This window comes from Flavobacterium sp. F52 (assembly GCF_000278705.1).
GTDB classification, from domain to species: domain Bacteria; phylum Bacteroidota; class Bacteroidia; order Flavobacteriales; family Flavobacteriaceae; genus Flavobacterium; species Flavobacterium anhuiense.
Genome location: NZ_AKZQ01000026.1, coordinates 306,002 through 330,284, shown reverse-complemented (window position 1 = coordinate 330,284; position 24,283 = coordinate 306,002). Strand labels below are relative to the sequence as shown.

The 24,283-nt window shown below is 33.6% G+C and carries 17 protein-coding genes; 10 read left to right on the top strand and 7 right to left on the bottom strand.

All coding sequences use genetic code 11. The features are described 5' to 3' along the window. Nucleotides 1-88: 88 nt before the first annotated feature. Together mfd and FF52_RS12930 are read right to left on the bottom strand one after the other, a co-directional pair. Nucleotides 89-3,454, bottom strand: a complete 3,366-nt coding sequence (gene mfd, locus FF52_RS12935) for a transcription-repair coupling factor (RefSeq protein WP_008466083.1) — start codon at nucleotides 3,452-3,454, stop codon at nucleotides 89-91. After that, a complete protein-coding gene (locus FF52_RS12930; RefSeq protein ID WP_008466081.1) occupies nucleotides 3,447-4,055 on the bottom strand; it encodes a hypothetical protein in 609 nt (202 codons plus the stop codon). The genes mfd and FF52_RS12930 overlap by 8 nt, the downstream gene beginning before the upstream one ends. Nucleotides 4,056-4,377: 322 nt before the next feature. On the opposite strand from FF52_RS12930, the gene FF52_RS12925 reads away from it, so the two are divergent. Both FF52_RS12925 and FF52_RS12920 read left to right on the top strand, forming a co-directional pair. Further along, nucleotides 4,378-5,316, top strand: coding sequence for an L-threonine 3-dehydrogenase (locus FF52_RS12925; protein WP_008466080.1), 939 nt, complete (start codon nucleotides 4,378-4,380; stop codon nucleotides 5,314-5,316). 177 nt (nucleotides 5,317-5,493) lie between these two features. Beyond that, a complete protein-coding gene (locus FF52_RS12920; RefSeq protein ID WP_008466079.1) occupies nucleotides 5,494-6,690 on the top strand; it encodes a DUF418 domain-containing protein in 1,197 nt (398 codons plus the stop codon). Nucleotides 6,691-6,774: 84 nt separating this feature from the next. Here FF52_RS12920 and FF52_RS12915 read toward each other — a convergent pair whose 3' ends face one another. Further along, the gene (locus FF52_RS12915; RefSeq protein ID WP_008466078.1) at nucleotides 6,775-8,655 is read right to left on the bottom strand and encodes a M1 family metallopeptidase; all 1,881 of its coding nucleotides are present in this window, start codon (nucleotides 8,653-8,655) and stop codon (nucleotides 6,775-6,777) included. 64 nt (nucleotides 8,656-8,719) lie between these two features. Next, nucleotides 8,720-10,354, bottom strand: coding sequence for a S8 family peptidase (locus FF52_RS12910; protein ID WP_008466077.1), 1,635 nt, complete (start codon nucleotides 10,352-10,354; stop codon nucleotides 8,720-8,722). 290 nt (nucleotides 10,355-10,644) lie between these two features. Here FF52_RS12910 and FF52_RS12905 point away from each other — a divergent pair, with 290 nt between their 5' ends. Next, nucleotides 10,645-13,938: a T9SS type A sorting domain-containing protein gene (locus tag FF52_RS12905; RefSeq protein ID WP_008466076.1), complete on the top strand. Its 3,294-nt coding sequence runs from the start codon at nucleotides 10,645-10,647 to the stop codon at nucleotides 13,936-13,938. A 71-nt stretch (nucleotides 13,939-14,009) separates the two neighbouring features. Here the strand turns inward: FF52_RS12905 and FF52_RS12900 are convergent, their stop codons facing one another. Together FF52_RS12900 and FF52_RS12895 are read right to left on the bottom strand one after the other, a co-directional pair. After that, nucleotides 14,010-14,867, bottom strand: coding sequence for an MBL fold metallo-hydrolase (locus FF52_RS12900; protein ID WP_008466075.1), 858 nt, complete (start codon nucleotides 14,865-14,867; stop codon nucleotides 14,010-14,012). A 74-nt stretch (nucleotides 14,868-14,941) separates the two neighbouring features. Continuing rightward, nucleotides 14,942-15,862 carry a hypothetical protein gene (locus tag FF52_RS12895; protein ID WP_008466074.1) on the bottom strand — a complete coding sequence of 307 codons (921 nt, stop codon included), beginning with the start codon at nucleotides 15,860-15,862 and terminating at the stop codon, nucleotides 14,942-14,944. A 332-nt stretch (nucleotides 15,863-16,194) separates the two neighbouring features. Here FF52_RS12895 and FF52_RS12890 point away from each other — a divergent pair, with 332 nt between their 5' ends. The 4 genes from FF52_RS12890 (at nucleotide 16,195) to sufD (ending at nucleotide 20,346) form a co-directional block, all read left to right on the top strand. Next, nucleotides 16,195-16,524 (top strand): HesB/IscA family protein, encoded by a 330-nt coding sequence (locus FF52_RS12890; protein ID WP_008466073.1) that lies wholly within the window; start codon nucleotides 16,195-16,197, stop codon nucleotides 16,522-16,524. An 85-nt stretch (nucleotides 16,525-16,609) separates the two neighbouring features. Next, nucleotides 16,610-18,058, top strand: coding sequence for a Fe-S cluster assembly protein SufB (gene sufB, locus FF52_RS12885; RefSeq protein ID WP_008466071.1), 1,449 nt, complete (start codon nucleotides 16,610-16,612; stop codon nucleotides 18,056-18,058). A 158-nt stretch (nucleotides 18,059-18,216) separates the two neighbouring features. Continuing rightward, nucleotides 18,217-18,963 (top strand): Fe-S cluster assembly ATPase SufC, encoded by a 747-nt coding sequence (gene sufC, locus FF52_RS12880; protein ID WP_008466070.1) that lies wholly within the window; start codon nucleotides 18,217-18,219, stop codon nucleotides 18,961-18,963. A gap of 66 nt (nucleotides 18,964-19,029) precedes the next feature. Further along, a complete protein-coding gene (gene sufD, locus FF52_RS12875; RefSeq protein WP_008466068.1) occupies nucleotides 19,030-20,346 on the top strand; it encodes a Fe-S cluster assembly protein SufD in 1,317 nt (438 codons plus the stop codon). 277 nt (nucleotides 20,347-20,623) lie between these two features. Here the strand turns inward: sufD and FF52_RS12870 are convergent, their stop codons facing one another. Further along, nucleotides 20,624-21,973: a serine hydrolase domain-containing protein gene (locus tag FF52_RS12870; RefSeq protein WP_008466066.1), complete on the bottom strand. Its 1,350-nt coding sequence runs from the start codon at nucleotides 21,971-21,973 to the stop codon at nucleotides 20,624-20,626. Nucleotides 21,974-22,191: 218 nt separating this feature from the next. Here FF52_RS12870 and FF52_RS12865 point away from each other — a divergent pair, with 218 nt between their 5' ends. Genes FF52_RS12865 through FF52_RS12855 form a run of 3 tightly spaced genes read left to right on the top strand, consistent with a single transcriptional unit; the run spans nucleotide 22,192 to nucleotide 24,274 of the window. After that, entirely contained in the window at nucleotides 22,192-23,406 is a 1,215-nt protein-coding gene (locus tag FF52_RS12865; RefSeq protein WP_008466064.1) for an aminotransferase class V-fold PLP-dependent enzyme, read from the top strand. Nucleotides 23,407-23,420: 14 nt separating this feature from the next. Further along, entirely contained in the window at nucleotides 23,421-23,846 is a 426-nt protein-coding gene (locus FF52_RS12860; protein ID WP_035691498.1) for a hypothetical protein, read from the top strand. A gap of 2 nt (nucleotides 23,847-23,848) precedes the next feature. Beyond that, nucleotides 23,849-24,274, top strand: coding sequence for a SufE family protein (locus FF52_RS12855; RefSeq protein WP_008466059.1), 426 nt, complete (start codon nucleotides 23,849-23,851; stop codon nucleotides 24,272-24,274). Nucleotides 24,275-24,283: the final 9 nt, after the last annotated feature.

The following is a 24,283-nucleotide window of genomic DNA, read 5'->3' as shown; positions in this document are numbered from 1 at the left end:
TATATTTCGTTTGCCACGAATTACACGAATTTTCACGAATTAAATTTAAGATTAGTGGAAATTCGTATAATTCGTGGCAAACTTTATTTTACTCCTCAAACAACTCCATCAACTCCAAAGCTCGTTTAATTGACTTCACATTTTCAAAAGTCAATAACAAACGTAATCCATTAACGGTTTGTTTTTCTTTCATTTTGCAGAGCGTCGCATGTTTTTGAACGAAGTTCAAGACATTTCTAAACTTCACCGATTGATAATAATCAGATTGCTGATCAGATACAAAATAGCCAATCATTTTACCTTGTTTCAAGACCAATTTCTCGATTCCAACTTTCGTTGCAATCCATTTGATTCTGATGCTGTTTAACAATGCAACAGCTTGTTTTGGCAATGGACCGAAACGGTCAATTAGTTTTTTCTCAAATTCCTGTAGACCAGCTTCGTCTTTTATAGCGCTCAATTCGTTATATAAAACCAAACGTTCCGAAACGTTATTGATATATTCATCTGGAAATAAAAGCTCAAAATCGGCATCAATTTGAATGTCTTTTACGTATTCTTTCGTGTCAATATCATTTTCCTCTGGATACAATTCTTTGAATTCGTTTTCCTTCAATTCTTCGATCGCTTCGTTCATGATTTTCTGATACGTATCAAAACCAATTTCATTGATGAAACCACTTTGTTCACCTCCCAATAAATCTCCCGCACCACGAATTTCAAGATCTTTCATCGCAATATTAAAACCGCTTCCCAATTCGCTGAATTGCTCTAATGCCTGAATACGTTTTCTGGCATCTTCAGTCATGGATGAATACGGTGGACAAATGAAATAACAGAATGCTTTTTTGTTGCTTCGCCCTACTCGACCGCGCATTTGATGCAAATCTGAAAGTCCGAAATTATTGGCATTATTGATGAAAATGGTGTTGGCATTTGGAACGTCCAATCCGCTTTCGATGATTGTGGTTGCCACCAAAACATCAAAATCTCCATTCATGAAACCTAACATCAATTCTTCGAGTTTTGCTCCGTCCATTTGTCCGTGACCAATCCCGACTCTAGCATTTGGAACCAAACGCTGAATCATTCCTGCCACTTCTTTTATATTTTCAATTCTATTATTGATAAAGAAAACTTGTCCGTTTCTCTGAATTTCATACGAAATCGCGTCACGAATAATTTCTTCATTAAAACCAACCACATTCGTTTCAATCGGATAACGATTTGGTGGAGGCGTTGTAATTACCGATAAATCTCGAGCAGCCATCAATGAAAACTGTAAAGTTCTCGGAATTGGTGTTGCTGTCAAAGTCAATGTATCGACATTGGCTGCAATAGTTTTCAGTTTATCTTTTACATTTACTCCAAATTTTTGTTCCTCATCAACAATCAATAAACCAAGATCTTTAAAAACCACATTTTTGTTTACTAACTGATGCGTTCCAATTACGATATCTAGTTTTCCTTCGGCTAAATCTTTTAAAGTCTGCGCTTTTTGTTTCGCCGTTCTAAATCGGTTCAAGTAACCAATTGAAACTGGCATATCTTTCAATCGCTCAGAAAAAGTTCTATAATGCTGATACGCCAAAATGGTTGTCGGAACCAAAACGGCAACTTGTTTGCTATTGTCAACGGCTTTAAAAGCCGCACGAATGGCAACCTCTGTTTTTCCAAAACCAACATCACCACAAACCAAACGATCCATTGGGCGATCGCTTTCCATATCGGCTTTCACTTCTGCAGTCGATTTCATTTGATCTGGAGTATCTTCATAAATAAACGAACTTTCCAATTCGTTCTGAAGATAACTGTCTGGCGCAAACTGAAAACCTTTTTCCAAACGGCGTTTCGCATACAGCTGAATCAAGTTGAACGCAATATGTTTGACACGCGCTTTGGTTTTCTGTTTTAAAACCTTCCAAGCGTTCGATCCAAGTTTATAGATTTTCGGAGGCGTTCCGTCTTTTCCGTTGTATTTCGAGATTTTATGGAGCGAGTGAATGCTCACATACACAATATCATTATCGGCATAAACTAGTTTTATCGCTTCTTGCGTTTTGCCTTCAACTTGAATTTTCTGCAGTCCGCCAAATTTTCCAATTCCATGATCGATATGCGTTACATAATCTCCTACAGAAAGCGCAGTTAATTCTTTTAAAGTGATATTTTGCTTTTTAGAATATCCATTTTTGATGTTGAATTTATGATAACGCTCAAAAATCTGATGATCGGTATAAGCCGTTATCTGATTTTCTTCATCAATAAAACCTTGGTATAAAGGCAAGACAATGGTATGATATTGCTTTCTGATATTTTCTGAATTGGCTTCGTCTAAGCTTTCAAAAATATCGTGAAAACGTTTCGCCTGCGTTTCATTTGAACAAAACAGATAATTGACATATCCGTTAAAATGATTATCGCTCAAATTATTCAGCAATAAATCAAATTGTTTATTGAAAGACGGCTGAGGCTGAATATGAAATTCGAATTTCTTAGTTGTTTTATAAACGGGTCTTGAAGCCAATTCTACAACTGAAAAATCTAAAGATCTTTTTATAAACGACGCTTGATTTAAAAACAATTGCTCTGGCGTGGCATGTTTTATCTCTTTCGACAATTTCTCAAAAGCTTCTTCTGCTCTTGCAAATTGTTTATCTAATTGACTAAAAAGCCCCTCGGTATTTTGAATGAAAAGAACGGTTTTCTCTGCAATATAGTCTAAGAAACTTTCACGATTTTCCTGAAAAAGTTTATTCTCGACATTCGGGATAATCGTGATTTTTTTATGTGTTTCTACCGATAATTGTGTTTCAACATCAAAAGTTCTGATGCTGTCTACTTCATTTCCAAAAAACTCAATTCGATACGGATGATCATTTGAAAAAGAAAACACATCGACAATTCCTCCACGAACCGAAAATTCACCGGGTTCTGTGATGAAATCTACCCTTTTGAATTCATATTCGAATAAAACTTCGTTGATAAAATCAATTGAAATTTTATCATTCAAAGCCACTTTTAAAGTATTTTTATCTAGTTCTCTTCTGGTAACTACTTTTTCAAAAAGCGCTTCTGGATAGGTAACAATTACAGCCGGTTTTTTTCTAGAATTAATTCGATTTAAAACCTCAGCGCGAAGCAGAACATTGGCATTATCGGTTTCATCAATTTGATACGGACGTCGAAATGAAGCTGGATAAAACAATACATCTTGTTCTCCAATCATTTGTTCCAGATCGTTTAGGTAATACGCAGCTTCTTCTTTGTTGTCTAAAACAATCAAAAAAGGCAGTTCTGTTTTCCTAAAAACGGAACGGATAATAAATGAAACAGCAGATCCCAACAATCCGCTGATGTTCATTTTTACCTGATTTCCTTCCAGTAAACTTTTGGCAATCTGCTCTGCTTTTGGCAGATTATCGTATGTAGTATATAAGGCGTTTTTACTCAACTTTTGGTATATTTGGATCTATTGGCGGTGCCGAATTCGGAATCGCGCGTGTTGTGTCTAACATTCTAAGGAAATCTTCTTCTCCTTCTTCTTTCGGGATTTTGGCTTTTTCGACAATTTTATCCATTTGTCTCTCCAGCGAAATAAGTTCTTTGTTGATTTCTTGTATTAAAAAAACCACTTTATCGTCTGGAATGTTATTTAAATGGATGAACAAATCCAGCATTCTGATTTTGGTAATCAAAATAGAAATACGGCTTTTAATCTGAGGCTGGTTAAACTGCGCCGGAATATTATTGTTTAAAGCCATCGCCTTTTTAGAAATAGCTGCCGATTTTTTCTGAAATGCACGAATTGTCTTTCTAGGCTTTTCTCCGATTTCTTTTATAAATTCACGCCACTCTGTCCAAGAATTCAATTGCGATTCTGAGATTTCATTGATTGGCTCATCTAGAAAAGTCCAGCCTTTATTTATATTATTAAAAATAGCTTCTTTCTTTTTCGCTTCTTTTGCATTTTCTGCAAGGCGTTTTTCATTTTCATTTTGGCAAGAAAATAACACAGTTGTCAAAAGCAGAAAAAGAGATATTTGGTATTTCATTGATAAAATATAGTTAGGCTACAAAGTTACGAAGTAAATTTACAATTATGAATTCTGTTTTTTGCTAAAGATTCTATAAATCAAGGTTATTTTTTTGTCTTTTAATGGTAATTCGGATGATAATTGAAATATTTCATTTGATGATTTTTCCAATAAAATAGCGCTTATTCACGGATTTACAAAAAGGCACAAAGACACACTCTTAAAAAGAGAATAATATAACAAACAAACTTTTTAATTATTGAATTTATAATTTATCCTTTAAAAAAGCGCAAGTAATTGCGAAAACGTTATATTTGTGTCTCTAAAAAATCAGCAAAAAATGAATCCTAAAATATTGATCATTGGCGCCTGCGGTCAGATTGGAACAGAACTGACGCAAAAACTGCGTAAATTATACGGAACCGATAATGTCATCGCTTCTGATATTAGAAAATTAAATACTGATGTTGTTAATTCAGGCCCTTTTGAAGTGGTCAATGCTTTAGATTTTAATCAGATTGAGCATTTGGTTGAAGTGCATAAAATTACAGATGTATATCTGATGGCAGCACTTTTATCTGCAACTGCTGAGAAAAACCCAGCTTTTGCTTGGGATTTAAATATGAATTCGCTTTTTCATGTTTTGAATTTAGCGAAAGCAAAAAAAATCCAGAAGATTTTCTGGCCTTCAAGTATTGCAGTTTTTGGTCCAACAACTCCAAAAGAAAATACGCCTCAATACACTATAATGGAACCTTCTACGGTTTACGGAATCAGTAAACAATCTGGCGAAAGATGGTGCGAATATTACCATAATGTTTATGGCGTTGATGTTCGCAGTATTCGTTATCCAGGCCTAATCAGTTGGTCTACTCCTCCAGGCGGCGGAACTACAGATTATGCTGTTGACATTTTCTACAAGGCTATTGCCGATAAAAAATACGAATGCTTTTTGTCTTCTGAAACTAAAATGCCAATGATGTATATGGATGATGCAATTGATGCAACTATTAATATCATGAAAGCACCAGCAGAAGAAATCAAAATACATTCTTCATATAATTTGGCGGCTATGAGTTTTACTCCAACTGAAATTGCTGCTGAAATCAAAAAACATATTCCTGAATTTGAAATTACTTATAATCCAGATTTCCGTCAGAAAATTGCTGACAGCTGGCCAGCAAGTATTGATGATGCTGAAGCAAGAAAAGATTGGGGATGGAATCATAAATTTGATTTGGAAACTATGACAAAAGATATGCTGGAGCATTTGTCATAATCTAAAACTATAAAGATTTTAAAGCGTGTTATTTTTAGAATGACACGTTTTTTTTTTGAATTTTATTGTAAGAAAAAAAATACTGATTGTATAATTTATGTACTTTTGATTGCGTTTAAAAAATAATCAAGTTTATTCTAAAATCATCAATCAAATCACAACAAAAACATCAATCAAATGACAAATTCTTATCATCCTGTCGAGCAGAACAAAAGAACTGCAATTGTCGACATACTTCGGGGCTGGGCTATATTGGGTGTAGCCATTGGCAATTATCTGGACTTTTTATACATTGGTATAGAAAAAGAAATTAAGCACAATGCTTTTTCACAAGTGCTTCAATTTATTAACCGTTACTTTTTTGCTGCAAAATCTTGGACATTATTAACTCTTTTGTTTGGCTACGGATTTGCTATTTTAATTAACAATGTAGCCTCTAAAGGAAAAAATCCTGTTGCTTTTTTTGCCTGGCGAATGGTTTTGCTATTTATTTTAGCTTTTATTAATTCTGCTTTTTGGCTTGGCGATATCTTAAAGGATTATGCCCTTCTTGGACTTGTATTATTGCTTTTTTACAAATGCTCTACCAAAACTTTAGCTATTATTTCTGCTGTAATTGTACTTACAGTTCCTTTTGTAATGGCTTATGTAAATGGCATTAAAATTGAACATCCTGCCATTGCAACAAATCCAGAATTTTTAAAACTGTATCATTCTGGAAATTGGATTGACTTTTTTAAGTTTAATCTGCTTGCTTCGTTTTACGAGCAGATAATTATTCCAGGTTATGCCATTACGGCTCATTATGTAATGCTGGGCTGTATGCTTTTTGGATTTATGCTTCAAAAACTAAACTTTTTCAATCGTTTAACAGAATTAAAGAGACTTTTAAAATCGGTCTGCATTATTAGTTTAGCTATCGCCATACTTATCGGAATCGGGTTTAACATTGCTATAATCTACAAAGCTCCTTTTTTAAAGATTTTCCATCCGCTATACTGGCTGGTGTTATGCACGATGATATTTATCTCGACAGCAATCTGCCTCTTGTATATAAATGGCAAATTAAAAACGATTTTCAACTATTTTAGCGCAGGCGGAAAAATGACTTTAACCAATTATATGAGCCAAAATATATTGGCAGGTATAATTTTTTCTGGAATTGGATTGGGAATTGCAGATTCAATGCCGTATTGGTTTTACTTTATCCTCGCTATTTCTGTATTTATTATTCAACTATTCATTAGCAAATGGTGGCTTTCAAAATACAATTATGGCCCAATTGAATGGTTATGGAGGTCTGCTAGTTATAGAGAATGGGTTCCATTTAAAAAAGCACAACCAGAGGCTGTTACAGATATGAAAATGGTATAAAAAAACTTGGAATAAACTTGATAATAAAAACAAAAGCCCTTAAAATAAATTTAAGGGCTTTTTCTATATTCATAAAAGAGAAATTTACTTCACTTCAAAAACATTGTTCGTTTGTTTTACGTCAGCCATTAATCCGCTTGGATCAATAGTGATTTTTTTGATTGACGTTTTGTTTTTGTCAATTGTAAAACTATAGTTTTGTTGTGCCCAAGCCCAATCTTCTAGAACTGTTCTTTTTTCGTTCGGATTTGGATTTGGTTTAACAAAATTCATCATTCTTAACGGAATATAGAATGTCTCAGATGTTCCGTCTGTATAATCCACTTTTAAATCGATTGGCATTGGCATTCTTCCAATTCTTTCTAAAGAAATTGTTGTTTTTCCTGCATTATCAGCAACATCTTTAATTCCGTAATCGATCGTGTTGGTTGTTTGTGTCCAATCAATCAAATACCAATCTAACTCAGCTCCGGAAACCCTTTCAGCTGTTCTTTTGATATCGTTTGGAGTTGGATGTTTGAATTTGAAATCATTGAAATATCTTTTTAAAGTTGCATCAACATTCTCTTTTCCGATTACATATTCTAACTGAGAAAGGAAAAGACTTCCTTTGATATAAGAAGAAATACTGTATGGACGGTTTTCGTCATAACGATCTCCGTGAGTTGTCTGTGGCTGTTCTTTTCCAGAATTTACTAAACTGTAATATGCTTTATAATTTCCAGCAAAAGGGTTTACTTCTTTTTTGTCTCCTTTTAATTCATTCAAAGCACTGTCTTCAATGTAAGTTGTAAAGCCTTCATCCATCCAAGGGTGTTTTGATTCGTTTGAAGCCAGAATATGCTGGAACCAAGAATGTCCTAATTCGTGCGTTGCAGTTCCTAGAATTCCTTCAAGAGTTCCGTTTCCTAACATTAAAGTACACATTGCATACTCCATTCCACCGTCTCCACCTTGAATAAATGAGTATTGTTTGTACGGATACGCCCCAACTCTTTGGTTGTAATATTCCATTACTTTAACCATCAACGGCTCTAACTGTTTCCAGTTTGCAGTTGTTTTTTCGTTGTTTTTGTAGAAGAAATGCAAATCAACATCGTTTGGTCCTTTTACAATATCATGAGTATATTCTTTATCGGCAGCCCAAGTAAAATCGTGAACATTTGGCGCAATAAAATGCCAAGTCAACGTTTTTGCTTTTTTAGGATATGTTACCGTTACGCCTGCATCTTGGTAACCGTGACCAATTGAATTTTTGTCTTGTAAATATCCTGAACCACCAATTGTGTAATCTTTATCGATTGTAATTTTTACATCAAAATTACCCCAAACGCCATGAAATTCTCTTGCGATGTAAGGATCTGCATGCCATCCTTCAAAATCAAATTCAGCTAATTTTGGATACCATTGTGACATAGAAAGTTCTACTCCTTCAGAATTATTTCTTCCTGAACGACGAATCTGAACTGGAACTTGTCCGTCAAAATCTAATGTAAAAGTCGTTTTAGAATTTGGTAGGATTGGTTTTGCCAAAGTCACTTCTAAGATTGTTCCTGAAACTCTCGTTTGAGCAGTAACACCATCTTGTTTGAAGTTTGTGATTTTTAAATACCCAATTTCGTTAGGTTTTAAAGTTTCAATACGGCTTTGTTTTACTTCTTTTCCGTCAGCTTGTTTTACTTTGTTTACCATTCTTCCGTCTGGATCTTTAATAAAATGAAGACGCGCATCCATTTCGCTTCCTGGTTGAAAAGCATTTGGATATAAATGATAGAATACTTTTTTTAGAGTATCAGAAGAGTTGTTGGTATAAACCAATTCTTGTTTTCCTTTGTACTGATAGTTTTTTACATCCATCGAAACCTCCATTTTATAGTCAGCGTGCTGCTGCCAATATGGAGCGCTTTGTGCAAAAGCCGAATTAAACCCTAGGCTAAGGAAAGAAAGTAAAATAATTTTTCGCATGTTAATATGTAATAGAAAATGGAAGAGCTTTCGCCCTTCCATTGGATTAATAGTGTATTATTGTTTATTTTTTAGACATCTTTTCAGCCATTAATAAAGCATTATAAGCGTTTACCATCTTAGCTGTTTTTGATGATTCTACAGAAGAAACTGCTTTTGGGCTTTCACCTGGATTTTCGCTTTCACCCAAAACAACCATTGAAGGAAGCGCTACTCCAGAATCCATTAAAATCTTTTTAACTTGAGCTGCTTTTAATTTTGGATAATATGAACGAATCAATGCTGCAACACCTGCCGCATTTGGAGATGCCATTGATGTTCCTTGCAAATATTTGTATTTATTGTTTGGAACTGTTGCATAGATTTCTTCACCTGGAGCAAAAACGTCTACGTTGATTTTTCCGAAGTTTGAGAATGGAGCCACAACATTTTCTCCATACGATTTATTAATCGCTCCAATTGTAATTAAATTGTCTGCAAACTCTTTTACGTTGTCTTTAGAATCGTTCGGATAATTGATGTTTTTTGCTTCATCAATATTATAACCATCGTTACCTGCTGCATGAACAATTAAAACGTCTTTTTTAGCTGCATAGGCAATAGCATCATAAACCCATTGTTTGTGTGGAGAAAAGCTTTTTCCAAAACTTCCGTTGATTACTTTTGCTCCATTGTCTACTGCATAACGAATTGCCAAAGCAATATCTTTATCATACTCATCTCCGTCTGGAACGGCTCTAACAGTCAAAATTTCAACATTGTTTGCTACTCCGTCTCCACCTAAATTATTTCCTCTAACCTGAGCAATAATTCCTGCAACGTGAGTTCCGTGCAATGCTTTTTCTTTATCTGGACCAAAAACTACATTATTACCATAACGGTTGTTTTTAATATCTTCAGGATTATCGCCAACAATTTTTCTTCCGTCGTATTCTTTGTTCAAGTTGTAGTTTAATTGGTCGTCAACTTGTTCTTTATATTCTCCGAAATCAGCTTCTGGATCAAAAGTTGGACCTGCATTTGTAAAAATCTGAGTCATAATTGCTTTACTTCTTGCCACTTTAGGGTCTGTTGAAGTAATCGCGCTTAAGTCTTCTATTTTGTATGTTGACTTATTAAGCTCTTTTTTAATGGTATTGTGAACCTCAAGCAAAAAGTCTACTTGCTGTTTATCTTTTAACGCTTTTTCATATTTCTCTGTATATTGCGCCAAAGCTGCTTTGTATTCTGGAGAACCATCATCAGCTTTTTTTACGATACGTGTCATTTCTAGGTTTTCGTGAACGGCATCTCCAAGGAAATTCCATCCGTGAACGTCATCGATAAATCCGTTTTTATCATCATCGATTCCGTTTCCTGGAATTTCTTTTTTATTCGTCCAGATCATTCCCTGCAAATCTTCGTGTTCGATATCTACACCAGAATCTACAACTCCTACAATTACTTTCTGCCCTTTTTTACCTTGCAGCAATTCAGCATAAGCTTTGTCAACACTCATTCCTGGAATAGAATCTTTTATTAAATCAAGATGGCTCCATCTTTTTAATTCATTTTCGCTAAGAGGCGCTTTTTTCACAACCGCCGCCGGCGCTGTAATAAACTCCTTTGAAGTAGAAACCTGCGCTTGAACTGTAGCGCTGCATCCTGCTAAAACAAGCAATGCAAAAGCAGATAATTTAAGAGGTTTTATATGACTCATGTATCTATAAATATAAGTAAAGTTAAAAGATGGGTCTAAATTATGCTTTTTTGTTACAAAAAACTAACTGTTAACAATGTGTTATGAAATTTTGGTTGAAAATACTGAAAACTATGGCATTCGCAAACACTTACTTGTCAAATTATTATGAATATAATTCCCGTCGAATGGAAAGTATACTTATCATGGTTTGAATCGTCAAAAAATCAACAAATAATATAGTCTTTACGGCTTTACGTAATGAATTACACTTCTAATGTCGTATTATTGTCGCACTCATAATTTAGCCTATGAAATCAAAATTACTTTTACTGCTATTATTGGCAAATTTTTCTTTTTATGCTCAGACAAACTTAGTTCCGAATGGAGATTTTGAGAACTGGACGCCTTACTCTCAACCAAATGAATGGGCACGCTATGCTAATGGTCTGCTTTATCAGGATTCTGATGCTCAAAATGGAAATTCTAGTGCAAAAGTCGAAATCACAAGCGGCACGTTTCATTTTTTCTATACTGACACAAAATTTCCTGTAGAAACTGGTAAAACTTATCGAGTTACAGCATACCATAAATTAGCCTCTGGTTCTTTTACTTCTATCGAATTAAGACTTATAGATTCTGATATTTGGCAGACAAAAATTACAGGTATTACAGACAATACTACTTCTAACTCCCAATGGAGAAAAATTGAATTTGACTATGTAGCTACTGCCACTAGAAATATCGGAGTTATGATTTGGGTTACAGGAACAACGTCTTCTCAAATTTTGGTTGACAATGTTTCTGTCATAGACAAATATACATCTATTCCAGATATTAATTTTGAAAATAAATTGATTGACCTAGGCATCGATACTGGTACTGCAGATGGAAAGGTTTTGACTTCAAGCATTTCATCTGTAACTAGTTTGGATGTTTCAAGAAGTTCTATTTCAGACTTGACAGGAATTGAAAACTTTACCTCTTTACAAACTTTAATTGCAAGCCGAAATTCTCTAACAAGTGTCAATCTTTCAAAAAATACAAAATTGACTTTTTTAAATATTGGCAATAATCAACTAACGGCATTAGATTTAAGTACAAATACAGCATTAGAAAATTTAGATTGTCAGAAAAACAAATTACTAGCATTAGATATTTATAATAACATCAACTTGACCGGTTTAAATTGTTCTTCTAATGCATTAACCAGTTTAAATGTCACTGCAAATACATTATTAACTGAATTAGCTACCAATTCCAACAAAATAACGTCCTTAAATATTGACAACAATGTAGCGCTACAGAGTATAAACTGCGGAGACAATCTGTTAACTACTTTGAATGTAGATAAAAATCTTGCTTTGAAAAGTTTATGGTGCGGAAGCAATAAATTGACAAGTTTAAACATCGATAAAAATGTAGAGTTAAGTGATTTAAATTGTGGAATTAACGAACTAACAAGTTTAAACGTATCAAACAATAAAAAATTAATTTCTGTAGTTTGTCACCAAAATAAAATTAAAAGTTTAGATGTTTCTCAAAACATTCTATTGGAACAATTGATGTGCCATTATAATGAATTGACAAGCATTGATGTATGGCATAATCCAGAATTATACATGTTAAACTGTCATTTCAATAAGATTACAGATTTAGATATTTCTAAAAATCCAAAAATTACCGAAATATCGTGCAATGACAATAACTTAACATATCTTAATTTAAAGAACGGAAACAACAATAATTTCGAACTTTTCTATACAACCTTTATTAACAACCCTAATTTAACTTGTATTCAGGTTGATAATGTAATTTATGCCAATACAAACTGGTCTGACAAAAAAGATGCTGGTGCGTCATTTAATGTTGTATGCGGTAATTATACCTTAATTCCAGATATTAATTTTGAAAACAGACTCATTGCTTTGGGCTATGATTCTGGTATTCCGAATGGTAAAGTTCTTACTGCAAATATTTCAAACATTACAAGTTTGAATGTATCTTCAAAAAGTATTTCGGATTTAACCGGATTACAAGATTTTACATCTCTTACTACTTTAAATTGCGCAAAAAATAGTCTTGCATCTTTAGATCTTTCAAATAATAAAAACCTTAAGACTTTATATTGTGAACAAAATCTGTTGACAACTTTAGATCTTAGCAACAATACTAGTTTGATAACATTACAATGCAGTAACAATAAATTACAAAATGTAAACATCTCAAAAAATCTGGCTTTAAAAAATTTATATTCTGTAAATAATCAGTTAACCAATATTGACGTTTCCAACAATACCTTATTAGAACAATTTTATTGTTTTGGGAATCAGTTAACGACATTAAATGTTACAAAAAATTTAAACTTACTTGGGTTAGAATGCGGATTGAACAAACTAACAACTCTTGACGTGTCAAAAAATACTTTAATGTATTATTTAGAATGTTATTCAAATCAATTAACAAGCCTTGATGTTACTAAAAATAGTGCATTATTCCATCTTAACTTTTTTAATAACCAGTTAATTTCCATAGATTTATCTGACAATATTCTTTTAAAAGAACTTTATTGTTCAGATAATCAGCTGAAAAGTCTAGACTTATCTAAAAATAATGCTCTGACTAATTTAGACTGCAAAAACAATAAGCTGACAGCATTAAATTTAAAAAATGGAAATAATGCATTATTAGCTACTATCGATTTAAATTTCAAGCAAAATCCAGATTTAACTTGCATCCAAGTTGACAATGTTACATATTCTAATACCAATTGGCCAACAGCAAAAGACGCAACAGCATCTTTTAGTGAAAACTGTGATAATATTTTAATTCCAGATTCACGATTTGAACAAAAGTTAATCGATTTAGGAATAGATACAGACGGTTTAAACGGAAAAATTACTATAGCAAATGCAAGTTCTGTTACAAATTTAAATCTTTCAAACAGTAATGTAACAGATCTAACCGGAATAGAATATTTTACCTCACTGATTACTTTGGATGTCAGTAATAATCAATTGACAACTGTAGATGTAAGCAAAAATCTGGAATTAGAAACGTTGAATGCTTCTTCAAATCAGCTTACGACATTAGATTTATCCAAAAATACTAGACTTAGAATTGTTTATGTTGTTAATAACCCTTTGGTTTACTTAAATCTTCGAAACGGAAACAATGCTAATTTTATTCTGCCATCAAATACTGGAAAGAAATCTGCTGCTGCATTGTATACCACTTTCTTAGGACTTACGTCTCTAAGCTGTATACAAGTTGATGATGAGAATTATTCAAATGCAAATTGGTCGAACATCAAAGAATCGACTACCACGTATTCTAATACTTGTAAAAGTCTAGGGATTGACAAATCTGAATTTAGTCAAGTCATTGTATATCCTAACCCGACAAAAGGAGAAATAAACATTAACAATATCGCTTTAGACAAAGCAACAGTTTACAACTCATTAGGGCAATTGGTAAAATCTTTTACTTTAAACAATGCAAACACAGATAATACAATCAATTTATCTGGATTGCCAAAAGGAATTTATTATATATACTTAATCAATGGAGATGTTGCTTCTGCGAAGAAAGTAATAATAGAATAGGTTAGAATTTAATTTGATTTAAAAATCCCATTTTCAGAATGTTGAAAGCGGGATTTTTTTATTTGATTTTGCTACAAAATTTCTTCGCAAGTAAAAACATCTTTCAATCGAACACCTTTTTCGGTATGTTCAACAGTAATTATTTGATTGTGGGCATCGTGTTCCAGAAACAAATAATGATTGTTATCTGCAGCCAAATTCAAGAACTTTGATTTCTCCGGCATTGTCAGCAAAGGTCGCGTATCGTAACCCATAACATACGGCAACGGAATATGTCCCGCTGTTGCTAATAAATCGGCACAAAAAACAATCGTTTTATCTTGGTATTTTATGTACGGAATCATTTGCTTTTCGGTATGGCCGTCAACGTAATAGATATCAAAGTTTAATTCTTTAGAAAAGCCAAAATCAGATTCAGGTCTCTCAATAAAATGTAATTGGCCGCTTTCCTGCATTGGCAGAATATTTTCAGACAAAAAAGATGCTTTTTCACGGGCATTAGGTTTTGTTGCCCATTCCCAATGATTTTCGTTTGTCCAAAATTTAGCGTTTTTAAAAGCTGGTTCGTAACCCGTTTTATCCGAATTCCACTGAACGCTTCCGCCACAATGATCAAAATGAAGATGCGTCATAAAAACGTCTGTAATATCGTCTCGGTTAAAACCATATTTCGCTAAAGATTTATCTAAAGAATGCGATCCCCAAAGCGAATAATACCCAAAAAACTTTTCTGATTGTTTATCGCCCATTCCTGTGTCGATCAAAATGAGACGATTTCCATCTTCAATCAATAAACATCGAGCAGCAATATCAATTAAATTATTGGCATCGGCAGGATTTGTCTTGTTCCAGATTGTCTTCGGAACAACACCAAACATTGCGCCCCCGTCTAATTTAAAATTTCCGGATTCTATTGGGTAAAGTTTCATGAGAATAATTTTCTAAAAGAACAAAGCTAGAAAATTCAAACTCCTTTTGCTAAATTTTAAAGTCAAAAAAACTTTTATTCTAAAGTTACCGAAGTGCTTCCCATTATTTCCTGCTTATCAAAGTAATTCACAAAATAAGTTCCCTTCTTAAACTGGTCAGCATTCAAAATTCCGTATGCATTTACCGATTTGCCTTGAAAATCTGTACTTACTATAAAACTGTAAACAAGCGCTTTATCATTACCAAACTCAATTAGCTTATTATCACCCAAAACAGTGTTTTTCTGATCTAAAACTTGAACATAAAAAACTCTTTTTCCTGTTTTTGCAACGGCATTTCCGTTAACAGTAAAACTAATTTTAAGTTTTTTTGTATTCTTTGCTTTCGTTGTTTCCAATTCGGCTCCAGAACTTTTTTCACGAAGCGCAACTGCTTTAAAATTGCTTAAATACAATTTTGAAGCGTCCTTTAAAGTCGATTCTAACTTTTTTTGTTTAGAAACCAAAGTGTCATTTTCTAACTTTTGTTTATACATGACAACATTCTGGGTTTCGATCTCGGTCAATAAATTTTTATTTTGAGATTTCAGTTTTTTAATTTCCTGAACTCTGTTTTCTAATGACGCATTCAAATCTGAAAGCTGATTTCTATAAACTCTAATCTGCTCCGCCGATGGATTATTAGAAGCTTTAATAATTGCGACTAAGTTCTCAACATTTTTACGCTCTAACTCTAATTCTTTAGATAAAGCTGTTTTTTCTAAAATAGCCTGATCGTATGCATTTTTTAATGTATTTAGAGAATCCAAAATATTCTTTTGCTCACTTGTTTCCTTACTTTCAAATGAGATGGTATTGGCAATACTTTCCTCTTTTACTTCGCTATTATTCTTATCAGGTTCACTGCTAAAAACCCAGACCACAGCACCTACTCCTAAAACAAAAATTATAGCAAACATGGGTTTAAACCACTTTATTTCATTTTGTTTTTTCATAATTACTCCAAATTTTTTGCAAAAATAATTGAATAAAAAATGGCTTTAATCAGTAGAAATACTTGTTTTTTAACATTTAGGAGCGATATTTGCAGCTTAATTCTAAAAAAGGATTTCTTTTTAAATTTTAGAACTGTTTTTAAGATTGATTTTGTCAAAATAAGTATTATCTATTTTCTCATTTGTTATAATAATGTGAACCGTTATGGAAAAAGGTTTTTAAGTCGTATCTTTGCAGACAATTTCTATTTAACATTGAAAATTAGCACTTTAAATCTGTAATATTTTTTATACAGAAATAAAAAGTCATTAAAAACAAACATCTAAGAACCATGATAAAAGTTTCTGATACTGCCAAAAAGAAAATCATCGACTTAATGAAAGACGACGGTTTTGATGCTGCGCACGACTACGTAAGAGTTGGTGTTAAAAGCGGCGGATGCTCTGGTTTATCTTATGAGTTAAAATTTGATAAAACCAAAAACGACGACGACAAAATATTTGTAGACAACGATATATCTATTGCTGTTGAAAAAAAATCATTCCTTTATTTAGCTGGAACAATCTTGGAATTTTCCGGCGGATTAAACGGAAAAGGATTTGTTTTCAATAATCCTAACGCGAGCAGAACTTGCGGATGCGGAGAATCATTTTCTCTTTAGTCAAAAGCTGAAAGTTCTCAAGTCATAAAGACTTTGATTGACTTTTCGAATTTAGACTTCAAAACATTAGACAACAACAAAAATAATGAGCAAATACACCGAAGACGATTTAAAGATCGAACTGGAAACTAAAGAATATGAGTACGGATTTTATACCAATATAGAATCTGAAACTTTCCCTATTGGCTTAAACGAAGAGATTGTAAGAGCTATTTCTCTTAAAAAAGAAGAACCTGAATGGATGACCGAATGGCGTATTGAAGCTTTCCGCGCTTGGAAAGAAATGATCGAGCCAGAATGGGCAAATGTAAGTTATGAAAAACCAGATTTTCAGGCAATTTCATATTATTCAGCTCCAAAACAAGTAGATCCTAATAAAACTCTAGACGATGTTGATCCAGAATTATTAGAGATGTATAAAAAGTTAGGAATTTCTATCGACGAACAGAAAAAAATGAACAATATCGCAATGGATATTGTAGTCGATTCTGTTTCGGTAGCCACAACTTTCAAAAAAACTTTAGCAGAAAAAGGAATTATTTTTTGTCCGATTTCTGAAGCTATTAAAGAACATCCTGAATTAGTTAAAAAATATTTAGGAACTGTTGTACCTCAAAAAGATAACTTCTATGCAGCATTAAACTCAGCAGTTTTCTCTGACGGAAGTTTCTGTTATATTCCAAAAGGCGTAAAATGCCCAATGGAACTTTCAACTTATTTCAGAATTAATCAGGCAGGAACTGGACAGTTCGAAAGAACTCTAGTTATTGCTGACGAAGGAAGCTACGTTTCTTACCTTGAAGGATGTACAGCTCCAAGCCGTGACGAAAATCAATTACACGCTGCTGTGGTTGAACTGATAGCTTTGGATGATGCTGAAATTAAATATTCAACCGTTCAAAACTGGTTCCCTGGAAATAAAGAAGGAAAAGGTGGAGTTTACAACTTTGTAACCAAAAGAGGTTTATGCGAAACAAACGCTAAAATTTCATGGACACAGGTTGAAACGGGTTCTGCTGTAACTTGGAAATATCCTTCTTGTGTATTGAAAGGAGATAATTCAGTAGGAGAATTTTATTCTATCGCTGTAACCAATAATTTCCAACAAGCTGATACTGGAACAAAAATGATCCATTTAGGAAAAAACACTAAATCGACTATTATTTCTAAAGGTATTTCGGCTGGAAAATCTCAAAACAGCTACCGTGGTTTAGTGCAAATCTCGCCAAGAGCAGAGAATGCAAGAAACTTTTCTCAATGCGACTCATTATTAATGGGTAACAATTGTGGTGCACATACTTTCCCTTATATCGAAAGTAAAAATCCAACAGCAAAAATCGAGCACGAAGCAACTACAAGTAAAATTGGAGAAGATCAGGTTTTCTATTGCAACCAAAGAGGTATTCCGACTGAAAAAGCGATTGCCTTAATTGTAAACGGTTTCAGTAAAGATGTCTTAAACAAACTTCCAATGGAATTTGCTGTTGAAGCACAAAAATTATTAGAGATTTCTTTAGAAGGATCTGTAGGTTAAAAAAGTTTCAGGTTTCAGGTTTCAAGTTTTTGATCCGAAACTTACTTTTGCAACCATTAAAAAAGAATTTTATATCATATTAAAATAAAAGATTTTTCAAAGTTTCGCTTTTCAGCACAACTGAGAACTTGAAACTTGAAACTTTAAACAAAAAAAAGATGTTATCAATAAAAAACCTTCACGCCGCAATTGGTGATAAAGAAATCCTTAAAGGAATTAATATAGAAGTAAAAGCTGGAGAAGTTCACGCTATTATGGGACCAAACGGTTCTGGAAAAAGTACACTTTCTGCTGTGATTGCAGGAAACGAAAACTATGAAGTTACAGATGGTGAAGTAATTCTTGACGGAGAAGATCTTGCTGATTTAGCTCCTGAAGAAAGAGCGCACAAAGGAGTTTTCCTTTCTTTTCAATATCCGGTAGAGATTCCTGGAGTTAGCGTTACTAACTTCATGAAAACGGCTATCAACGAAACTCGTAAAGCAAACGGACAAGAAGAAATGCCTGCTAACGAAATGTTGAAAGTAATTCGTGAGAAATCTGAATTATTAGAAATTGACCGTAAATTTCTTTCCCGTTCTCTTAACGAAGGTTTTTCTGGAGGAGAGAAAAAAAGAAACGAGATTTTCCAAATGGCAATGTTAGAGCCAAAATTAGCTATCCTTGACGAAACCGATTCTGGTCTTGATATCGATGCTTTAAGAATCGTTGCAAATGGTGTAAACAAATTAAAAAGCGACAAAAACGCTATTATCGTAATTACACACTACCAGCGTTTGTTAGATTATATCGTTCCTGATTTCGTTCACGTTCTTTATAACGGTAGAATCGTAAAATCTGGTGGAAAAGAGCTAGCGTATGAGCTAGAGGAAAAGGGTTACGATTGGATCAAGGCAGAAAACTAGTTTAGAGTTACAGTTTGCAGTTTGCAAAAACTCATAACTCATAACTCATAACTTACAACTAAGAAAATGGATTTAAAAGAAAAATTAGTATCGTCTTTTATGGCTTTTGAAGAGCGTGTCGATGTACATTCAGATTTACATGACATACGCACAAATGCCTTAAAAAACTTCGAAAATAAAGGTTTCCCAACCAAAAAAGAAGAAGCTTGGAAATATACATCGCTAAATGCCATCTTAAAAAATGACTTTACGGTTTTTCCAAAGCAGGAAAATGCAATCGAATTTAACCAAGTAAAAAAATACTTTTTACACGAAATTGACACTTACAAATTAGTATTTATCGATGGGGTTTTCAGTTCGCATTTGTCTTCTACAACCCACGATGGAATCGATGTTTGCTTAATGTCTTCGGCATTGACCAAACCAAAATATAAAATGGTTATTGATACCTACTTTAATCAAATTGCGAGTAAAGATGACAGCTTGACTTCATTGAATACGGCTTTTGCAATTGAAGGTGCATTTATCAATATCCCAAAGAAAAAAGTAGCGGACAAACCAATTGAGATCATGTATTTCTCAACTGGAAATGAAGCTGCTTTAATGGTTCAGCCAAGAAATTTGGTTATTGTGGGCGAAAATTCACATGTTCAAATTATTGAGCGCCACCAAAGTTTGAATGAAAATCCAGTTTTAACAAACTCTGTTACTGAGATTTTTGCTCAAAAACGTGCGATTGTTGATTATTACAAAATTCAAAACGATAATAACGAAGCGAATTTAATTGACAATACTTACGTTTCTCAACAGCAAGAAAGCCATGCGTCTGTTCATACTTTCTCATTTGGAGGAAATTTAACTCGTAACAATTTAAACTTTTACCATTTCGGAGAAAGATTAACAAGTACGCTTAATGGAATTTCTATCTTAAATGATAAACAACACGTTGACCATTATACTTTGGTAAACCACGCAACGCCGAACTGCGAAAGTTTCCAAGATTATAAAGGAATTTTCTCTGATCGTTCGACAGGAGTTTTCAACGGAAAAGTCTTGGTAGAAAAAGAAGCTCAAAAAACAAATGCTTTCCAAAAAAGCAACAACATTTTATTGAGCGATAAAGCTACTATCAACGCGAAACCACAATTGGAAATTTTTGCTGATGATGTAAAATGTTCTCACGGATGTACTGTTGGACAGCTTGATGAAACAGCAATGTTCTACATGCAGTCTCGCGGAATCCCGAAAAAAGAAGCTAAAGCTTTATTGATGTACGCATTCTCAAATGCCGTTATCGAAAGCATCAAAATACCAGAATTAAAACAAAGAATTACTAAAATCATTGCCATGAAATTGGGCGTGAATTTAGGGTTTGATTTGTAATTAACTTAACCGGAAAGAGCGCTAAGTTTTACGCAAGGTTCGCAAAGTTTTTTAATAAGCTTTGCGAACTTTGTGCTTTTTTACTTAGTGTCTTTGCGGTTAAATATCATCCTCTAATTCTTATTATTGATAATATAATACCTAAGAAAAACAATCCCAATCCAAGTAACAAACAGATCGTATTAAATGGATGACCAATATTGGTAGACCAAGCAATTCCATTTAAAACAAAACCGATTATTAATAAAACAATAGGATGAAATAGTTTCTTCATAATTTATTTTTTTACCGAAGAAATTATCCCCTTCAAAAACCCATTAAAATCAAATCCAGGTTCCTCTTCTCTCACACCCATTCTCACGATTACCATATCTTTTGATGGAATAATCGCAACCATTTGACCTTGGTAACCACTACAATAAAACATATCACGAGGAACATCTGGGAATTTTCCTCCTGCGTTTAACCAGAATTGTGCTCCGTATTTTCCTTCAGAAGTATTGGTTGGAGTTGCTGTATATTTTACCCAGCTTTCATCAAGGATTTGCTCTCCGTTCCAGTTTCCTTTATGAAGATATAATAATCCAAATTTTGACCAGTCTCTTGGAGTTGCCCATCCGTATGACGATCCTACAAAAGTTCCAGACATATCTTGTTCAACAATCATCGAATTCATTCCGATTTTGTCGATTACGGCACTGTACCAAAAATCTAGATATTCTTGCTGTGTTTTAAAATGCCTTCTTAAAATCAGTGACAATAAATTGGTTGTTCCTGAAGAATAATTCCAATGTGTGTTTGGTTTGAACTGAGCAGGTTTTTCCAATTGTACTTTACCCATATCTTCTGCTTGAAAAAGCATTTTTGTTGCATCGCAAATTGTGCTGTAATTCTCTTCCCATTCTAAACCAGAATTCATGTGAAGCAAATCGTTAAGCGTAATGTTTTTTCGTTCATCATTTTGCCATTCTGCAACTGGTGCAGGTTTATAAATATCGATTTTTCCTTGTTTTGCTAGAACTCCAAAAGCAGAACTTGTAATACTTTTGGTCATCGACCAACCTAAAATTTTACTGTCTTTGTTAAATCCTGTATCATACTTTTCGGCAATTAAATGATCTTTGTATAAAACCACAACTGCACGAGTTCTTTTAATTCTTCCTCCCGTTTTATCAAACGCATTATCAACCGCTTTTTTCAATTTGGAATAATCAATATTCGCAAAAACAGAATCTTTTGGTTCATTATTTCCGTATGGAAAAGGAAGATTGTTTTCTAATTTTGTTCTTTTTGGAAGCAGATATGGTTTTGTAATATCAAAATCATCGTTAATCAAAGTCGCTCCTAAGCCTTCTCGGTAAATTGCTTTTCGTTCTTTCAATCCGTAAACAGAAGAAATAGCAAATTTCCCAGCATCATCGATTGAGTTTTTAGCCAAATCAACCAAATTGATATCATTGTCGGTTTTCTGAATTAAATCCAACGGACGATTGTCAATAAAATGACCTGACGCAACACTTTTGGCCGAAAAACCCGAAATTAAATCAAGTTTCGGATAAGTTGTAAATCCGAAATACAAAAAAGCAAGAACCAATACAAGCAAAAGTACTTTGAGAAATTTTTTCATGATGAGTTAGTATTTTTATTGCAATATAAATAATTTATGTTCACGATTTTAGAACTCAAATTAGAAATCTGTTTCGGATAATTCAGAAAAGCAAATCATTTTTTGCAGAATAAGTATTTGCTCCTGTAACAATGGCGCCATAAAAGGAAATTATAGAATTACTGTATAAACAAATTTAGTTTTAGTACTTTTGTAAATAGATTTTTTCTAAATAAGACATGCTAGATATTCAAAAAATAAGAGCTGATTTCCCGATACTTTCACAAACTGTAAACGGAAAGCCATTAGTATATTTCGACAACGGAGCTACTTCGCAAAAACCACAAGTTGTAATTGATGCTGAAGTAAAATATTATAACGAAATTAATGCCAACATTCACCGTGGCGTTCACACTTTAAGCCAGTTAGCAACTGATGCTTATGAGGTTGCGCGAGGAAAAGTAAAAGATCACATCAACGCAAAACATGCCCATGAAGTGCTTTTTACTTCAGGAACAACACATGGTATTAATTTAGTTGCAAACGGATTTGCTTCGATCTTAAAACCGGGTGATGAAGTGGTTGTTTCTTCTTTGGAACATCACAGTAATATTGTGCCTTGGCAGATGTTATGCGAAAAAACAGGTGCTATTTTGAAAGTAATTCCAATTGATGAAAATGGAGAATTAATTATTGAGGAATTTGATAAACTGCTTTCAGATAAAACGAAAATTGTTACTGTAAATCATATTTCAAATGCGTTGGGTGTAATCAATCCAATCAAATATATTATTGACAAAGCGCATGCAATTGGCGCCGCAGTTTTAATTGACGGCGCGCAGGCAGTTCCGCATTTAAAACCAGATGTTCAGGAATTAGACTGTGATTTTTATGCTTTTTCTGGCCATAAAATATGCGGTCCAACGGGAACTGGAATTTTGTACGGAAAAGAAGAATGGCTGAACAAGCTTCCTCCATATCAAGGTGGTGGTGAAATGATCAAAGAGGTGACTTTCGAAAAAACAACTTACGCAGATTTACCTCATAAATTTGAAGCGGGAACGCCAAACATAGCTGGCGGAATTGTTTTAGGAACTGCTATTGATTATTTAAACAGTGTTGGTTTCGAAAACATTCAGGCTTACGAACACGAACTTTTAGAACACGCTACAAATCGTCTTAACGAAATTGAAGGTATTCGAATTTACGGAAACACCAAAAATAAAGCTTCTGTAGTTTCGTTTAATATTGATGGAATCCATCCGTATGATGTTGGTTCTATTATAGATAAATTAGGAATTGCCGTTAGAACTGGACATCATTGCGCACAACCCATTATGAATTTCTTTTGTATTCCGGGAACAATTCGTGCTTCGTTTTCTTTCTATAATACTAAAGAGGAAATCGATCAAATGGTTGATGCAGTTAAGAAAGCACAAACTATGTTAAGCTAACAAAAACAAATTATATGCGAATAGTATCATTATTACTCCTGACGCTTTTTATTGCTACGGGATGCTGCAGTCAAAAAAAAGCAGATATGAAATCTACACAAATTGAATATTCTGCAATGTCGAGAGGCTATTACAAAAGTATTGTAGTCCAAAATAAATCGGTTTCTGTTGTTAAAGAACGCAACGCCGAAGCTGTTAAAAGCAATATTGATGATGCAAAATGGAATAAAATTGTTGATGCCTATTCAAAAGTAAATTTAGAAAGTCTTTCTTCCTTAAAAGCACCAACAGACAAACGCACGTATGACGGCGCCGCAATAGGAAATTTAAAAATAACTAAAGACGGAAAAACATACGAAACTGCAGGTTTTGACAATGGTTTTCCGCCAAAAGAAATCGAGAAACTAGTAAACTTATTAGTTGATTTTGCTAAAGAATAATTATGACGATAAAAGAAATACAAGACGAAATAATAGACGAATTTTCAATGTTCGACGATTGGATGCAGCGTTATGAATACATTATCGAACTAGGAAAAAGTCTTCCGTTAATTAAAGAAGAATACAAAACCGACAATAATTTAATCAAAGGCTGCCAGTCAAAAGTTTGGCTGCAGGGTGAAGAACAAGACGATAAAATCGTTTTTACAGCAGACAGTGATGCTATTTTAACGAAAGGAATAATTGCGATTTTAATTCGTGCTTTCTCTAATCAAAAAGCAAAAGATATTCTGGAAGCTGATACTGATTTTATAGACGAAATCGGCCTAAAAGAACATTTATCTGCAACTCGTGCCAACGGTTTGGTTTCGATGATCAAAAACATCAAAATGTACGCTTTGGCTTTTAATGCTAAAAACAAAAATTAAGAAATTTTA

What these genes read in the sequence shown, in the direction of transcription:
- FF52_RS12930 (WP_008466081.1), bottom strand. Translation starts at nt 4,055, where the DNA reads ATGAAATACCAAATATCTCTTTTTCTGCTTTTGACAACTGTGTTATTT.
- FF52_RS12925 (WP_008466080.1), top strand. Translation starts at nt 4,378, where the DNA reads ATGAATCCTAAAATATTGATCATTGGCGCCTGCGGTCAGATTGGAACA.
- FF52_RS12920 (WP_008466079.1), top strand. Translation starts at nt 5,494, where the DNA reads ATGACAAATTCTTATCATCCTGTCGAGCAGAACAAAAGAACTGCAATT.
- FF52_RS12915 (WP_008466078.1), bottom strand. Translation starts at nt 8,655, where the DNA reads ATGCGAAAAATTATTTTACTTTCTTTCCTTAGCCTAGGGTTTAATTCG.
- FF52_RS12910 (WP_008466077.1), bottom strand. Translation starts at nt 10,354, where the DNA reads ATGAGTCATATAAAACCTCTTAAATTATCTGCTTTTGCATTGCTTGTT.
- FF52_RS12905 (WP_008466076.1), top strand. Translation starts at nt 10,645, where the DNA reads ATGAAATCAAAATTACTTTTACTGCTATTATTGGCAAATTTTTCTTTT.
- FF52_RS12900 (WP_008466075.1), bottom strand. Translation starts at nt 14,867, where the DNA reads ATGAAACTTTACCCAATAGAATCCGGAAATTTTAAATTAGACGGGGGC.
- FF52_RS12895 (WP_008466074.1), bottom strand. Translation starts at nt 15,862, where the DNA reads ATGAAAAAACAAAATGAAATAAAGTGGTTTAAACCCATGTTTGCTATA.
- FF52_RS12890 (WP_008466073.1), top strand. Translation starts at nt 16,195, where the DNA reads ATGATAAAAGTTTCTGATACTGCCAAAAAGAAAATCATCGACTTAATG.
- sufB (WP_008466071.1), top strand. Translation starts at nt 16,610, where the DNA reads ATGAGCAAATACACCGAAGACGATTTAAAGATCGAACTGGAAACTAAA.
- sufC (WP_008466070.1), top strand. Translation starts at nt 18,217, where the DNA reads ATGTTATCAATAAAAAACCTTCACGCCGCAATTGGTGATAAAGAAATC.
- sufD (WP_008466068.1), top strand. Translation starts at nt 19,030, where the DNA reads ATGGATTTAAAAGAAAAATTAGTATCGTCTTTTATGGCTTTTGAAGAG.
- FF52_RS12870 (WP_008466066.1), bottom strand. Translation starts at nt 21,973, where the DNA reads ATGAAAAAATTTCTCAAAGTACTTTTGCTTGTATTGGTTCTTGCTTTT.
- FF52_RS12865 (WP_008466064.1), top strand. Translation starts at nt 22,192, where the DNA reads ATGCTAGATATTCAAAAAATAAGAGCTGATTTCCCGATACTTTCACAA.
- FF52_RS12860 (WP_035691498.1), top strand. Translation starts at nt 23,421, where the DNA reads ATGCGAATAGTATCATTATTACTCCTGACGCTTTTTATTGCTACGGGA.
- FF52_RS12855 (WP_008466059.1), top strand. Translation starts at nt 23,849, where the DNA reads ATGACGATAAAAGAAATACAAGACGAAATAATAGACGAATTTTCAATG.